Annotated in this window: 12 protein-coding genes; 8 read left to right on the top strand and 4 right to left on the bottom strand. The window is 75.2% G+C overall.

Annotated features, from left to right (window positions below; all coding sequences use genetic code 11):
* Positions 1-28: 28 nt before the first annotated feature.
* Together ACWD4O_RS13595 and ACWD4O_RS13590 are read right to left on the bottom strand one after the other, a co-directional pair.
* Positions 29-889 (bottom strand): SMP-30/gluconolactonase/LRE family protein, encoded by an 861-nt coding sequence (locus ACWD4O_RS13595; RefSeq protein WP_451279850.1) that lies wholly within the window; start codon positions 887-889, stop codon positions 29-31.
* The gene (locus tag ACWD4O_RS13590) at positions 886-1659 is read right to left on the bottom strand and encodes an IclR family transcriptional regulator (RefSeq protein ID WP_451279849.1); all 774 of its coding nucleotides are present in this window, start codon (positions 1657-1659) and stop codon (positions 886-888) included. The genes ACWD4O_RS13595 and ACWD4O_RS13590 overlap by 4 nt, the downstream gene beginning before the upstream one ends.
* Positions 1660-1801: 142 nt before the next feature.
* Here ACWD4O_RS13590 and ACWD4O_RS13585 point away from each other — a divergent pair, with 142 nt between their 5' ends.
* A complete protein-coding gene (locus tag ACWD4O_RS13585; RefSeq protein ID WP_451279848.1) occupies positions 1802-2392 on the top strand; it encodes a hypothetical protein in 591 nt (196 codons plus the stop codon).
* A gap of 62 nt (positions 2393-2454) precedes the next feature.
* Here the strand turns inward: ACWD4O_RS13585 and ACWD4O_RS13580 are convergent, their stop codons facing one another.
* Both ACWD4O_RS13580 and ACWD4O_RS13575 read right to left on the bottom strand, forming a co-directional pair.
* Positions 2455-3369 carry an ATP-grasp domain-containing protein gene (locus ACWD4O_RS13580; protein WP_451279847.1) on the bottom strand — a complete coding sequence of 305 codons (915 nt, stop codon included), beginning with the start codon at positions 3367-3369 and terminating at the stop codon, positions 2455-2457.
* Positions 3370-3442: 73 nt separating this feature from the next.
* Positions 3443-4189: a FadR/GntR family transcriptional regulator gene (locus ACWD4O_RS13575; protein WP_451279846.1), complete on the bottom strand. Its 747-nt coding sequence runs from the start codon at positions 4187-4189 to the stop codon at positions 3443-3445.
* A 178-nt stretch (positions 4190-4367) separates the two neighbouring features.
* Here ACWD4O_RS13575 and ACWD4O_RS13570 point away from each other — a divergent pair, with 178 nt between their 5' ends.
* The 7 genes from ACWD4O_RS13570 to ACWD4O_RS13540 all read left to right on the top strand — a co-directional run bounded on the left by ACWD4O_RS13570 (position 4368) and on the right by ACWD4O_RS13540 (position 15224).
* On the top strand, positions 4368-5744 hold the full coding sequence (locus ACWD4O_RS13570; protein WP_451279845.1) for an SLC13 family permease: 1377 nt from the start codon (positions 4368-4370) through the stop codon (positions 5742-5744).
* 64 nt (positions 5745-5808) lie between these two features.
* Positions 5809-7257: an acyl-CoA synthetase gene (locus ACWD4O_RS13565; protein ID WP_451279844.1), complete on the top strand. Its 1449-nt coding sequence runs from the start codon at positions 5809-5811 to the stop codon at positions 7255-7257.
* On the top strand, positions 7254-8588 hold the full coding sequence (locus ACWD4O_RS13560; RefSeq protein ID WP_451279843.1) for a carboxyl transferase domain-containing protein: 1335 nt from the start codon (positions 7254-7256) through the stop codon (positions 8586-8588). The genes ACWD4O_RS13565 and ACWD4O_RS13560 overlap by 4 nt, the downstream gene beginning before the upstream one ends.
* A 145-nt stretch (positions 8589-8733) precedes the next feature.
* Entirely contained in the window at positions 8734-9084 is a 351-nt protein-coding gene (locus ACWD4O_RS13555; RefSeq protein ID WP_451279842.1) for a CU044_2847 family protein, read from the top strand.
* Positions 9081-10814, top strand: a complete 1734-nt coding sequence (locus ACWD4O_RS13550; RefSeq protein ID WP_451279841.1) for a VMAP-C domain-containing protein — start codon at positions 9081-9083, stop codon at positions 10812-10814. Before ACWD4O_RS13555 ends, ACWD4O_RS13550 begins: the two co-directional genes overlap by 4 nt.
* Positions 10815-10846: 32 nt before the next feature.
* Complete coding sequence (locus ACWD4O_RS13545) at positions 10847-11884, top strand: AAA family ATPase (RefSeq protein WP_451279840.1); 1038 nt, start codon at positions 10847-10849, stop codon at positions 11882-11884.
* Positions 11874-15224 (top strand): SAV_2336 N-terminal domain-related protein, encoded by a 3351-nt coding sequence (locus ACWD4O_RS13540; RefSeq protein WP_451279839.1) that lies wholly within the window; start codon positions 11874-11876, stop codon positions 15222-15224. Before ACWD4O_RS13545 ends, ACWD4O_RS13540 begins: the two co-directional genes overlap by 11 nt.
* The last annotated feature ends 86 nt before the right edge of the window (positions 15225-15310 follow it).

The raw sequence follows: 15310 nt of genomic DNA, 5'->3' as shown, positions 1-15310 counted from the left end.
GCACCCCGGCCCGCAGGCGTCGGCTGCGTCAGCCCTTGAACGGCGGCTGGGCCAGGCCCTTCCCCGCCCCCGGGACCACCAGCAGTGAGCCCGCCACCGGGTGGGGGGCGGCCAGGCCCACCCGGGCCGTGGTGATGTACAGGTCCGTCAGGTCGGGGCCGCCGAACGCGCAGGCCGTGACGCGCGGCGTCGGCAGGGCGATCACGCGGTCCAGCTCGCCCTCCGGGGTGTAGCGGCGGACCGCCGCCCCGTCCCACAGCGCCACCCACACACAGCCGTCGGCGTCGACGGTGAGGCCGTCGGGGAAGCCCGCGCCGTCCTCGATCTCGACCAGGGGGCGGCGGCCGGACACCCGGCCGTCCGGCGCGCGGTCGAAGACGTCGACGCGGCGGGTCGGCGAGTCTATGTAGTACATCAGCGTGCCGTCCGGGCTCCAGCCCGTCCCGTTGCTCACCGCCACGTCGTCGAGGATCACCTCGGCCGAGCCGTCGCCGGTGAGCCGGGACAGGGTGCCGCCGCCGGGCGCCTCGTCGTAGCGCATGGTGCCGGCCCACAGCGAGCCGTCGGGGGCCACGGCCGCGTCGTTGGCGCGGCGGCCGGGGACCGGCTCGTGGTGCAGCCAGCGGAAGCCGCCGTCGTCGTCGAGGAGGCCCACGCCGTCCCGCAGGTTGAGGACCAGGCCGCCGCCGGCGCGGGGCTTGGCCGCGCCGACGTGCTGGTCGGTCACCCGGACCGTGCGACGGCCGGTCGCGGGGTCGTAGGTGTGCAGCCGGGAGCCGAGGATGTCGAGCCAGAGCAGCCGGCCGGCGGCCGGGTCCCAGGTCGGGCCCTCGCCGAGGGTCGCCTCGGCCCGGACCGCGACCTCGTAGGCGGTGCCGGTCGTCGTCATGCCACGCTCCGGTAGCCCAGGAGCTCGGAGAGCTCGGCCGCGCCCTTCATGGCGAGCTGCTCCAGTTCGATGCGGCGCTCGTCGCTCCAGCGGATCATCGGCACCGAGATGGAGAGGGCGGCGACGACCTGACCCGTGCGGTCGCGCACCGGAGCCGCGACACAGCTGACGTCCGGGTTGGACTCGCGGCTCTCGACGGCGACCCCGCGCTCGCGGATCTCGGCCAGGGCCGCGCGCAGGGCGTCGGGCTCGGTGATGCTGTTGGGGGTCATCCGGACGAGGTCGGCGTCGTCGGGGATGCGCGCGCCGAGCTCCGGCTCGGGGAGCGAGGCCAGCAGCATCTTGCCGACGGAGGTGCAGTGGGCGGGCAGCCGGCGGCCCGCGGCCGAGACCATCCGGACCGCGTGCGTCGAGTCGACCTTGGCGATGTAGATGACATCGGCGCCCTCGAGGATCGCTACGTGGACCGTCTCGTCACACGTTTCAGCGACGGAGCGCGCGACCTGCTGACCCTCGGCGGCGAGGTCGAGCTGCTCTGCGTAGCGGCTGCCGAGCTGGTAAGGGCGGACCCCCAGGCGGTACCGTCCGGGCTGTCCGGGCACCGCAACGATGTACGACCGCGCCGAGAGCGTGGTCACGAGTTCGTGCACGGTGGTGCGCGGAAGCTGGAGCTTGCGCACTATGTCGGGGGCGGAGAGCGAACCGTCCCCGTCGAGGAAGAGCTCGAGAATGTCGAGAGCTCGGGTCACGGCAGGTACGAGGCGTCCCATGTCCGGCCCCCTCCCTTAGTTAGTTGTCTCAGTGCCTGTGTTCGAGATTTCAACAGGCGATCGGCATGACGAACACAGGCTGTCATATGGCTTTCCGCTGGGCAATGGTCGTGAAACGTGCGGGTGGGCCAGGATGGGGGGTATGCCGACCCAGAAGCGCCTTGCCGGCTCTTTCGCATCGTTCGACTTCCAACTCGTCCTGCTGCGCCGCATGAACGACCACAACCCGGAACTGGTGGACACGGCACGCCGCGGACTCGGCGTCTCCCTCACCCAGATGCGGGAGGCCAACAAGCGTTGGCAGTCCATGACCCACTCCCCGCACTCACGCGGCGCGCTCTCCCGCTACCGCACGGTCCTCGGTGAACCGGAGTCCAGAACCCCCCGCCGCGTCGGCGACCTCGACTGCGAGGCCTGGCTCTGGCCGGTCCAGCTCTGGCCCGAGCTGCGCTTCGAGGTGCTGGTCGCCCCGAACGGCATGGCCTGGAACGAGTGGCTGGTCCGCTCCCCGCAGTCCGAACCGCCGACCCTGACCAGCCTCGCCGACCTCACCCCCTGGTCCTGCACGGTCGACGAGGTCGCCGAGGCCTTCGCCCCGGCCCGCCCCCTGGAGGGCACCGCCCCCACCCGCTGGGGCCTCGCCTACACCGCACCGGACGGCCGGGGGGTGGAACGGGACGTCGTCTCCGAGTTCACCTACGGGCTCCTGCAACGGACGACGGCCAGGCAGTAGGGGGAACGGAGCGCGGGACAGGGGGATCCGAAGGCCGCGGTCGGACGGCGGTCGGGCGGCGGTCAAGGGGTGACGGCCGCCGCCAGGATCGCCGCCGCCACGGCCGACACCGACTCCGGGTGCAGGAACAGGAAGAGGTTCGGCTCGACCAGCTCCAGCTCCATCACGCGCGGTTCGCCGTCGTCGCCGTCCACCAGGTCGACCCGCGCATAGAGCAGCTCGGGCGCGTCCGGCACGGCTGCCAGGGCGCGCTCGGCGACGGCGAGCTCGGCCCGCGTCGGCGTCCAGGGCTCCAGGCCGGGGTGGGCGACCTTGTCCGCGTCGAAGGCGGTGCCGGGCGCCAGTACCGCCCGCTTGCGGCTGGCGTGCAGGAGGCGTCCGCCGAAGAACTGCAGGGCCCGCTCGCCGCCGGTGTCGATACCGCGCAGATACGGCTGCACCATCGCCGTCAGCCCCTCCGCGTGCATCCGCGCGAGGTGCCGTACGGCCGTCTCGTGCTGCTCGGGCGTGTACCGGGCGGCGTAGCGGGCGCCGGCTCCGGAAGCGGGCTTGACGACGTACTCGTGGTCGCCCGGCAGTCCGTCGGGGCCGAATGCGACGTCGGGGCTGCCGTCGGGGCCGGTGGGCTCACCCGGGGCGAGGTAGCGGGTCGGGACCGTGGGCACCCCGGCCGCCGCGAGCTCCCCGAGGTAGCGCTTGTCGCTGTTCCAGCGCACGACGGCGGCCGGATTCGCCAGCCGCGTCAACTTGCCGCACCTCTCCGCCCACGTCGTGAACTCGTCCGCCCGCCAGCTGTAGTCCCAGGTCGAGCGAATGACGGCGAGGTCGTAGGAGGCCCAGTCGACCGCGTCGTCGTCCCAGATCACGACGTCGGCCTCGGCCCCCGCCGCCTCCAGGGCGGCTCGCAGCACGGGAAGATCGCGGTCCTTGCTCGGCTCCGGCCGGGGGTCATAGGTGACGAGGGCGACTCGGGGCACGACAGGACTCCGTTCTCGTACGTCTGTACGCCTTTCGCGCACCCGTGCAGGCTAACGGCCGACGGCTCGACCGTCAGTCCTCGCCCTCGCTCTCACCCTCGCTCTCGCCCGCCCTCTCGTCGTCGTCCGGCTGCCAGTCGAGCAGCCGCACCTTCGCCACCGTGCGCACGTGCCGGCGCATCGCCGCGGCCGCCTGCCCGGGCCGGCGGGCGGCGATCGCGTCGACGATGGCCTGGTGCTGGGCGAGGGAGCGGGCGGGGCGGCCGGGCTGGCGCAGGGACTCGGTACGGCTCTCGGCGATCTGGTCGGCGATGGAGCGCATGAACTCCGCGAGGAGGCTGCTGTGGGCGGCCGCCGTCACCGCCGCGTGGAAGCGGCGGTCGCCCTCGACGCCGTGAGCGTCCCGCTCGATCTCCTCGGCCATGTGCGCGAGCGCCGAGCGCATCGCGGTCAGGTCCTCCTCCGTGCGGCGCTCGGCGGCCAGTTCGGCGAGCTTCGTCTCCAGCGCCTCGCGGGCCTCCAGCACATCCGGCAGCCGCCTGCGGCGCTCGACCATCTCCTCGACCGGCTCGACGTCCAGGCTGTCGCGGACCAGATACGTGCCCCCGCCGTGCCGCGCCTCCACCAGGCCCTGGACCTCCAGGACCACGATGGCCTGCTTCACCGAGGCCCGGCTGACGCCCAGCCGCTGGGCCAGGTCGCGCTCGGGCGGGAGCCGATCGCCGGCCTTCAGACCGCCCTCGACGACGTACTGACGCAGCCGGTCCAGCACCTGTTCGTAGAGGCGCTGCTTCGTCATGGGCCGCAGGGCGTCGGTCACGGGTCCCCCTCTCGTCGCCGCACGCCCTCTTGACGGACGCTCCGGCTGCCTCCACGCTACCCCCAGTCCGGCAAAGTGGCTCAGCCACTCAGCCACCGAACCACTGCCCCTCGCTACCCCCAATACCCCCCACTACCCCCCACTCTCCTCCGCTCGGGACCCAACGACGGGAGCCCGTATGTCCCCCGAACTCATCTCGATCCTCGTCCTGGTCGTGGTGTTCGTCATCGCCACCACCCGTTCCGTCAACATGGGCGCGCTCGCCTTCGCCGCCGCCTTCGGGGTCGGCGAACTCGTCGCCGACCTCGATGCGGACGGCATCTTCGCCGGCTTCCCCGGCGCCCTGTTCGTCGTCCTGGTCGGTGTCACGTACCTCTTCGCGATCGCCCGCGCCAACGGCACCACCGACTGGCTGGTGCACGCCGCGATCCGGCTCGTCCGGGGGCGGGTGGCGCTCATCCCCTGGGTGATGTTCGCGCTCACCGGCGCGCTCACGGCGATCGGCGCGGTCAGCCCGGCCGCGGTCGCCATCGTCGCGCCGATCGCGCTGAGCTTCGCCGCCCAGTACGGGATCAGCCCGCTGCTGATGGGCGCGATGGTGGTGCACGGCGCCCAGGCGGGCGGCTTCTCGCCGATCAGCATCTACGGGACGATCGTCAACGGCATCGTCGAGCGCGAGCACCTCCCCGGCAACGAGGTCGCGCTCTTCCTCGCCTCCCTGTTCGCCAATCTCGTCATCGCCGCCGTCGTGTTCGTGCTGTTCGGCGGACGGAAGCTGTGGGCGCGGGGCGCGCAGGCCGTGGCGGGGCCGGCTCCGGAGGCCGGCGCCGTACCCGCGAAGGGGGACCCCCCGGCCCCCGGCGGGACCGCCGCGCAGCCCCCGGGCGCCGCCGCGCAGCCCTCCGGCACCGCTACCGTCGCCGCGGCTCCCACCGACGCCCCCGCCGTCGCCGTGAGCCTCACCCCGGCCCGGGTCGCCACCCTCGGCGCGCTGGTCGCCCTCGTCGTCGCCGTGCTCGCCTTCGACCTCGACGCCGGGCTGACCGCGATCACCCTCGCCGTCCTGCTGAGCACCTTCTGGCCGGAGGACAGCCGCAAGGCGGTGGGCCAGATCGCGTGGTCGACGGTGCTGCTGATCTGCGGTGTCCTGACATACGTCGGCGTCCTGGACGAGATGGGCACCATCAAGTGGGCCGGCGAGGGCGTGAGCGGCATCGGCGTCCCGCTGCTGGCGGCGGTGCTGCTCTGCTACATCGGCGCGATCGTGTCCGCGTTCGCCTCCTCCGTGGGGATCATGGGCGCGCTGATCCCGCTGGCCGTGCCGTTCCTCGCGCAGGGCGAGATCGGGGCGGTCGGCATGATCGCCGCGCTCGCGGTGTCGGCGACGGTCGTGGACGTCAGCCCGTTCTCGACGAACGGCGCGCTCGTCCTGGCCGCGGCGCCGGACGTCGACCGCGAGCGTTTCTTCAGGCAGCTGATGATCTACGGAGGGGTCGTGGTGGCGGTCGTACCCGCGGTGGTGTGGCTGGTGATGGTCGTGCCAGGGTTCGGGTAGGCCCGGACGGGTCCGAGGCCCGGCAGGCGACAGACAGCGGTTCGACAGCTAAGGAGCATGACGCGTGTCCTCTCTCTTCCCGGCCCTGACGGACGCCGCAGCGGGGCGGGCCGCCCTGCGGTTCGGCGACCGCTCCCTGACGTACGCGGAGCTCGCCGCCGCGACCGGCGCGCTGGCCGACCGCCTCGCGGGCCACGACCGGGTGGCCGTCTGGGCGACACCGGAACTGGAGACCGCGGTGGCCGTGGTGGCGGCGCTGGAGGCGGGCGTCGCCGCGGTGCCGCTGAACCCGAAGTCGGGCGAGAAGGAGCTCGGGCACATCCTGAACGACAGTGCGCCGACCTTGGTGCTGACCGCGCCGGGCACCGAACTTCCCTCACCGGTAACGGACTTGGCGCGGGTCGAGGTCGACGTGCACGGCACGGGCGGCGCCCCCGGGAGTCGGGAGCCCGTGGGCGACGAGGACCCGGCCCTCGTCGTCTACACCTCCGGCACCACCGGGCCGCCGAAGGGCGCCGTCCTTCCGCGGCGGGCGCTCGCCACGACCCTGGACGCGCTGGCCGACGCCTGGCAGTGGACCGACGAGGACGTGCTGGTGCACGGCCTCCCCCTGTTCCATGTCCACGGTCTGGTCCTGGGCGTCCTCGGCCCGCTGCGGCGCGGCGGCTCGGTCCGTCACCTGGGCCGTTTCACCACCGAGGGCGTGGCCCGGGAGCTGAACGACGGCGCGACCATGGTGTTCGGCGTCCCGACGATGTACCACCGGATCGCCCAGGACCTCCCCGAGCAGCCGGAGTTGGCCAAGGCGCTGGGCCGGGCCCGGCTCCTGGTGTCCGGTTCGGCCGCGCTGCCCGTGCACGACCACGAGCGGATCCGGGCGGCGACCGGACGGCGGGTGATCGAGCGGTACGGCATGACGGAGACGCTGATGAACACCAGCGTCCGGGCCGACGGGGAGGCGCGGGCGGGAACCGTCGGGGTGCCGCTGCCGGGCGTCGAGCTGCGGCTCGTGGAGGAGGACGGGACCGTCGTCGCGGCGTACGACGGGGAGACCGTCGGGGAGATCCAGGTGCGCGGGCCGAACCTGTTCACCGAGTACCTCAACCGTCCCGACGCGACCGCCGCCGCCTTCACCGCCGACGGCTGGTTCCGGACCGGGGACGTGGCCGTGCGCGATCCCGACGGGTATGTCCGGATCGTGGGACGCAAGGCCACCGACCTGATCAAGAGCGGCGGGTACAAGATCGGCGCCGGTGAGATCGAGAACGCGCTGCTGGAGCATCCGGGGGTGCGCGAGGCCGCCGTCACCGGGGAGCCGGACGCGGACCTCGGGGAGCGGATCGTCGCCTGGATCGTGCCGTCGGATCCGCAGTCGCCGCCGGACGAACGGGAGTTGGCCGACCATGTGGCCCGTCGGCTCGCGCCGCACAAGCGGCCCCGCGTGGTCCGGTATCTCGACGCGCTGCCCCGCAACGACATGGGGAAGATCATGAAGCGGGCGCTGCCCTCATGACGACGGACCGGGCGAGCGCGCGGGAGGTCATCGCCCTCGTCGCCGACGAGTTCCATGAACTCCCCCACGACGAGAAGGACTTCACCCGCGACGGCCCCCTCGCCTGGCCCGGCTACGACGACTCGCGGGCCCGCGCCGCCCGGCGCACCGGCGAGTCCGAGTCCGTCGTCTGCGGCGTCGGACGCGTCGAGGGCGCCCGGGCCGTGCTGATCGCCTTCGAGTTCGGCTTCCTGGGCGGTTCGCTGGGCGAGCGCACCGGCGACCGCCTGGAGGCCGCGTACGTGTACGCCCGTGAACACCGGCTGCCGGTCGTGCCGTTGGTCGCCACCGGCGGCAGCCGGATGCAGGAGGGCATGCTCGCCCTCACCCAACTCCAGCGGGTGGCCCGGCAGTCGGCGCTGACGAGGGAAGCCGGGCTGGCGCAGATCGCGGTCCTGCGGGATCCGACGACCGGCGGCGGCTGGGCCACCCTGGGCGCGGGCGCCGACGTGGTGCTGGCGCTGCCGGGCGCGCAGGTCGGCTTCGCGGGGTCGCGGGTCCGCCCGCCGGACGCCGACCCGGCCGCCTACACGGCCGAGGCGCAGGTCGCGGCGGGGTCGGCAGACGCGGTCGTCCGGCCGCAGGAGCTGCGGGAGACGCTGGGGCGGTGGCTGCGGCTGCTGACGGGCGTCTCGACCGACCCGGCTCCGGTGCCCGAGGCCCTCGGGGCGACGGATCTCCCGGCCTCCGGCTGGGATGCCGTGCGCCGGGCCCGTTCGCCGCGACGCCCGCGTGCCGCACGCTACTTGGACGCCTACTTCACCGACCGGCTCGCGATCTCCGGCGACCGGTGCGGCGGCGCGGACCCGGTCGGCATGCTGTGCGGCTTCGGCGCCCACCAGGGCCGTACGGTCGCGTACGCCGCGCAGACCGGGGAGGCGACCCGGCCCGCCGGTTACCGCACGGCCGCCCGGCTGATCCGGCTCGCGGACCGCCTAGGCATCCCGGTGCTCACCCTGGTGGACACCCCGGGCGCGGCCAACGACGCCGAGGCGGAACGGCAGGGGGCGGGCGCGGCGATCGCGGAGCTGTTCGGCGTGGTCGCCACCGCCCGCACCCCGCTCACCACGCTGGTGATCGGCGAGGGCGGCTCCGGCGGCGCGCTGGCGCTGGCCGCGCCCGGCCGCACCTGGGCCACGCCGGACAGCTACTTCTCCGTCATCGCCCCGGAGCTCGCCGCCGCCATCCTCAAGCGCCCCGAGGCAGAGGTGGAACTGACGGCGGACCAACTCCGCATCCGGCCACAGGACTTGGCGGAGCTGGGGGTGATCCGTCCCACGCGGCCCCACTGAACGCGGGACAATCCCGAGTACCGTCCGTGACAATGGATGCGCGCAGAGCCGCGGAGCCGCAGAGCCGCAGAGCGGCAGCGCGTCGGAAGCGGCACGGGAACGGCACGGGAACGGCACGGGAACGGAAAGGGGCTACGGGGGCGTAGTGGAAGAGCTGGTGGAGTTCAGGACCGAGAGCGGCGCCGTGGTCGCCGTCGAGGCGGTCACCCAGGCGCGGCCCGGTTCGCGGCTGGTGGCCCGGGGCGACGGCACCGTCCAGGCGGCCCGTACCTTCGAGGGCGCCCTGGAGGGCGTGCGCGCGGCCGCCGAGTCCGCGCTGCGGGTGTTCCGGGACGGGGCGCTGAAGCCGGACGGGGTGGAGATCGAGTTCGGGGTGAAGCTGTCGGCGGAGACGGGCGCGATCATCGCCAAGGGCACCGCGGAGGGGCATCTCGTGGTGAAGCTGACCTGGTCGCCGTCCTCCGCGCAGGAGCCGGGGCCCGCCGCCGTCTCATGAACAGCGCCGAGTGGCACGCCCGGATCGAGAGCGCCGGCGAGGTGGCGGGGGCGGGCTTCCTGATCACCCCGCGCAAGGTGCTGACCTGCGCCCATGTCGTGCACCGGGCCGCCGCCGGCACGCTGACGGTGACGTTCACCGAGCGCCCCGGCGCGCCGGCCGTGCCGGCCCGGGTGGTCGCCGACGGCGGCTGGGGCGGCTCGGCGACCGACCTGGGCGACCTGGCCGTCCTGGAGCTGGCCCACGAGGTCCCCTTGGCCCCGGCCGCGCTGGCCCCCGTCGGCGACGCCCACGCCCACCGGTCCGACCGGCCGCGCAAGCTCGTCGTCTACGGCTTCCCGGTCGGCTTCGACGAGGGCACGCTCGCCGAGTACCGCATCACCGCGACCCAGTTGCTCAACCGCGAGTGGATGCAGCTGGAGGCCTGGCAGCCCGGCGGGCAGCCGCTCGCGCCCGGGTTCAGCGGCGCGGCCGTCACGCTCGCCGACACCGGCGAGGTCGTCGGCATGGTCACCGCGGCGGCCGGCGACCGGGGCGTGCACAACGGGCGGATGATGCCGGTCGAGGTCATGGCCCGCTACTGGCCCGACCTGGCGGGCCTGGTGCCCACCTCCGACCACCGCACCGCCGACCGCGCCCGGCTGCGCGAACTCGTCGAACGCGCGGTCCGCGAGGGCCTGGACGGCGACCCCGGCGATCCCGGCGCCGTCGGGCGGCGCGTGCGGCTCTACGAGGCCGCCCGGGGCCCGCTGGACCCGGACGCGCCCGACGAGGGGTTCGACTCGCTGTGGTCGGCCGCCCTGTTCGTGCTGTGCGAGGTCGACGGCCCCGACGCGGCGGCCACCGTCGCCCGCTTCGCCGCCCATGTGGAGTCGATGTTCCAGGCCCCCGCCGAGACGGCCGCGGCACCCGACTGGTCGCCGATCCTCGTCGACCTCCAGCACAGCGGCGCGGGCGACGGACACGTCCGCGTCGAGGTGTCCGCGTACAGCGGCGGCCGTCGGCATCCGGTCGGCTCCGACACCGTCCCGCAGGCCGGGCTGCGCGCCTATGTGCAGGACCGGATCGAGGCCGCCTTCCGCTATCTGACGCCCGGCTGCGACGAGTTGATCGCGTTCGCACTGCCCCGCGACTGGATCGACCTGCCCGTCGACCGCTGGGCCAGCGCCCCCGACGACGACACCCCGCTCGGCTGTGTGTACCCGCTCGTCGTCACCGACCAGGCGCGCCGCAGGGCGAGCGTGCGGCACCAGCTCACCCGGGCGTGGAACCGGCTCGACTCCGCGCCGGGCGCGCGCGTGCACCGGGTCGAGTGCGGCGGCCCCGAGGAACCCCGCCGGCTCCGGATACGGCTGCGCCAGGACGACGCCTGTCTCGCCGGTTTCGCCACCGCCCCGGGCGTGCCCCGCACCCGCCCCCACTTCGACACCTCGCTCAACGCGCCCGCCCCGATAGTGGTCTGGTCCCGCGAGGGCTGCGCCGGCGGGCCGGACGAGCCCTGCGCCGGCGGGGACGGGTGCGCGGGCAAGACGTTCCTGGACGAGCTCGACGTCTGTCTGTCCCAGGTGCCGCCCGCCGAACTCCCGCGCCGGATCCTGGCGCTGCGCGAGGAGGCCGACGCGGAGGACGGCCACTGGGCGCACGACATCCAGCTGCTGTGGGACGACCCACGCGTCTTCACCGACCCGCACGACGGCGCGCCCGCCCACGCCCACTCCCCCGTGGCCTGAGCCGCCGCCCCACCCCCACGTTTCGGAGAACCATGCCCCACTGGTCCGTCTACACCGGAAGCAGCGAGCCGCACGACGGCATCGACCGGCTGCCCGCGCCGCCGCCCTGGCGCGCGTTCGACGGCGCGCCCCTCGTGCCGCCGCCCCGGGACGCCGACGACGAGGCGGCCGTGTCGCCCGACCGCGTCCACCGCGCCCGCTCGTACGTCGCCACCCCGCAGAGCGTCGAACTCGTCAACGCGGCCCTCGTGCTGCGCCGCCCGCTGCTGGTCACCGGCCCGCCCGGCACCGGCAAGTCCTCCCTGGCCTACGCGGTCGCCCGCGAGCTGGGCCTCGGTCCGGTGCTGCGCTGGAACATCACCAGCCGCTCCGCCCTGGCCGACGGCCTCTACAGTTACGACCCGCTGTCCCGGCTGTACGCGGCCCGGCAGGCGGCGCGGGCGGGGGCCGAGGGGGACGTCGAGAGCCTGGGCGGCGGGGTCGAGGACCATCTGCGGCTCGGCCCCCTCGGCACCGCCCTGCTCCCCTACGAACGGCCGCGCGCCCTCCTCGTCGACGAGATCGACAAGAGCGACCTCGACCTCCCCAACGACCTGCTGAACGTCCTGGAGGAGGGTCAGTACGAGATCCCCGAACTCATGCGCGCCGCCCGCCACTCCGCCGCGGACGCCACCGCCGAGGTGCTGGCCGACGGCTCGGACACCCCGGTCGCCGTCACCCGCGGCCGGGTCCGCTGCCGCGCGTTCCCGTTCGTCGTCCTGACCAGCAACGGCGAGCGCGAGTTCCCGCCCGCCTTCCTGCGCCGCTGCGTCCGGCTGAAGCTGCGCCGCCCCGACCACGCCCAGCTCACCGACATCGTCCGGGCCCACCTCGACACCCCGCCCGGCGAGGCGGAACGCCTCATCGGCCGCTTCCTGACCCGCGCGGCCGACGGCGAACTCGCCACCGACCAGCTGCTGAACGCCCTCTACCTCACCGGCGTCACCGGCCTCGACGCGGACTCCCGGGACGCCCTGGCCGAACAGCTGATGCCCTACCTGAGCACGACGGCGGACGGCGATGGCTTCTGAGGGGGCTCCGGCGCGCGCGGCCGGGGACTCCTCCGCCCTCGCCCGGCTGACCGCACTCCTGACGGCCACCGCGCAGACGCCGCCGACCCCGCGCGAGCTGGCGGAACTGCTGTGGCTGGCAGGGCGGCCGGAGGCGGGCGACGAGCGCGCCGCGGAGATCGCGGACGGGACGGCGGACGGCGGTACGGCGGGCAGCGCCGCAGACGACACGGCCGGGAGCAGGACGCCGCCGGCCACGCCCGTGCCGCCGCCGGCCGCCCGGCCGGACCCGCCGATCACCCCCGCCGTCCCCGCCGCGCCCGCCGAGCGCGTCCCCCTGCGCCTCCCCGCCGCCCAGGGCGGCGCCGCCGGCACCGGCGGCCGGCCGCTCCTCGCGCCCGCGCCGCCGATGCTCCCCCACCCCCTCGCCCTCCAGCGCGCCCTGCGCCCGCTGAAGCGGACGGTGCCGTCGGCGCGCGCCCGGCTGCTCGACGAGCGGGCGACGACCGACCGCATCGCCCGGCTGGGCGCCCACCCGGACGTGTGGCTGCCCGTCCTGCGCCCGGCGCGCGACCGCTGGCTGCGGCTCCGCCTCGTCCACGACACGGGCCCGACGATGCCGGTCTGGCGGCCGCTCGTCCGCGAACTGCACACCGTGCTGGTCCAGTCGGGCATCTTCCGCACGGTCACCCTGCACCCGGCCACGCCCGACGGCCGGGCCCGGCACCTCCCCGCCCCGGCCGACGGGCGGACGGTCACCCTGGTCGTCAGCGACTGCATGGGCCCGCAGTGGCGTCCCGGCCCGGCGGGGACGCGCTGGTACGGCACCCTGCGGCACTGGGCGACCCGGATGCCGCTGGCCGTCGTCCAGCCGCTCCCCGAGCACCTGTGGCCCACGACGGCGCTGCCTGCCGAGCCGGGCCTGCTCGCGTCCCCCACGATGGCGGCCCCGCTCACCGCGCTCGCGTTCACCCCGTACGACACCGATGCCGACCCCGAGGCCGGGCGGCGGCCCGTGCCCGAGGCGGCGCTGCCCCTGCCGGTCCTGGAACCGGGCGCGCCCTGGCTGGCCAACTGGGCGGCGCTGGTGGCCGGTCCCGGCGGCGCCCGCACCCCCGGGGCGGCGGCCTGGCTCCCGCCGGCCCCCGTCGCTCCCCCGCCCGCCGTTCGGGAGGCCCCCGACCCGGCCGCCCTGCCCGCCCAGGACCTGGTCCTGCGGTTCCGCGCCACCGCGTCCCCGGAGGCCTTCCGGCTGGCCGGTCATCTGGCGCTCGCCGTGCCGTCCGTCCCGGTGATGCGCCTGGTCCAGCGGGCCGTGAACCGCGACCCGCGGCCCCAGCACCTGGCCGAGGTGATCCTCAGCGGCATGCTCACCACGGTCCCCGGCCCACCGGGCTCCTACGACTTCCGGCCCGGCGTCCGCGACCTCCTGCTGCGTACCCTGCCGCGCACGACCCGCGGCCGCGCACGCGAACTCCTGGAACGCATCGGCGGCCTGATCGACGAGCGAGCGGGCCGCACGGCAGGCGAGTTCCGCGCGCTGACAGGCCCCGACGGGGGCGGCGACGGCGGTCCGGCGTTCGCGACGGTCAGCGCGGAGACGGTGGCCCGGCTGGGCGGGGACCTGACGGAACCCCCCGTCCCGGCACCCGGGTCGAGGCCCGGTCCCACGCCCTCCCCCACGCTCCTCTTCACCACCGACGCCGACCTCACGGCTCGCCCCGAGACCCGCATCACCCTCGAAGTCGCCGTGCACGAAGTGCTCGCCCGGGGCGCCCTCACCCCGCAGCAGTACGAGATCCGGGTCCGGGGGGACGGCTACCTCGTCCGGTTCCACCCCGACGCCTATCTCCTCCCCGTCCTCGCCGCCGCCCTGCGCTGGCTCCCCGGCCCCCTGGCCGACCTGACCGAACCGCCGCGCCTGCGCGTGACGTTCCAGGAGGGGGCACCGTCCCCGACGCCGCCGCGGGGCGACGCGCCCGTCCTCATCACCGTCCCGCCCGCCCTCTACGACGACTTCGCCCACAGTTCCGCCGCCTCCGGCCCGCACCGCTTCCGCCCCCTGTACGGGGACGCCGAGGACGCCCCGCCGCTCGCCTGGCACTGCCCGCTGCCCGCGCCGCGCACCGCGGACGACGAGCGCGACCTGGTGCGCGGGCCGCTGCTCACCCGGGACCTGCGGCAGCTCGGCATACCCGCCCCCGGCCGCACCGCGATCGTCCACACGCGTCCCGACGGCCCGCTCACCCTCCTCAACCCCGCCGACCCGTACGGCGGACGCCCGCCCGCCCCGACGACCTACTACGAGGTGGACCTCACGCCCCAGCAGGCCGTCCACCGGATCTCCCTGCCCAGCTCCGGAAAGGGCGCGTTCGCGGCGGCCGTGGAGCTGTCCTGGCGGGTGGCGGACCCGGTGGCGTTCGTGCGGGCGGAGGCCGTCGGCGTGGCCGAGCGGCTGCTGGCGCACTTCCGGGAGGCGGGGTCCCGGATCACCCGCCATCACTCCGTCCGGCGGGCGCCCGGCGCGCAGCGCGCGGTGAACGCGCAGCTCGGCAGGTGGCCGGTGCCGGGGCTGGCGGTGACCTGCGCGGTCACCCTCGCGCCGGCCTACGCCCCGCCCCCCGAGGTGCGCCGGCCGACCGGCCGCTCCGGCCGACCGCTGACGGACCTGCTGGCCGACTCCGAGACCGTGCTGTGCGGCTTCGACGGCCCCCTCGCCCGCCTGTTCACGGCGACGTCGGCCCGCGCGGCCGCCCTCGACCTGCTCTTCGTCGTCGCCGAACACCGCGACCCCGAGGACGCCCTGGCGGGCCGTCCGCCGGTCGATCCGGGCGGGTCGACGGGCCGGGAGCTGTTCGTGCACCCGCTCGACGTCCTGCGCACCTTCGCCCACGACCGGCTGGCCCCCGTCCTGCGGGACCGCCTCGACCGACTCGAGCTGGCCGCCGTACCGGACGCGCCGACCACACATCACTCCGCGGCCCTCGTCCGCGCGCTCCGCGACACCGGCCGCCGGGTCACCGTCGCAACGGACGTGTGCGAACCCGCCGTCCGCCGCCATCTGGATTCCTACCGGCTGCTGCCGCTCCTGGAGGGCGTGCACGGCCGCGACGACGACCTCGGCCGTCTGATGCCGGATCCGCACTGTCTGCTGCGCGCGCTGAGCTCCCTCGGCACGCCCGCCGCCACGGGGTTGGTGATCGGCTCCACCCTCGCCGAGCTCGCCGCCGCCCAGGCCGTGGGCCTGCGCTTCATCGGCCTCGCCCGCAATCCGACCGTCGAGCAGGCCCTGCTGAGGGCGGGCTGCGATGTGGCGGTCCCCTCCCTCACGCCGGTGCTGGAAGCGGCCCGGAACCTGTAAGTCCCACCCGTTCGGCCGCGCCCCGCCCGGCCCCCCTGAAAAGGCGGCCGACGCCCCGCCCCCGCACGATGCGAGGGAGGCCGACC

The sequence above is a fragment of the Streptomyces sp. NPDC002623 genome (assembly GCF_053592635.1).
Note: the sequence above shows the minus strand (reverse complement) of the source record. Positions and strands in the feature narration are given on the sequence as shown.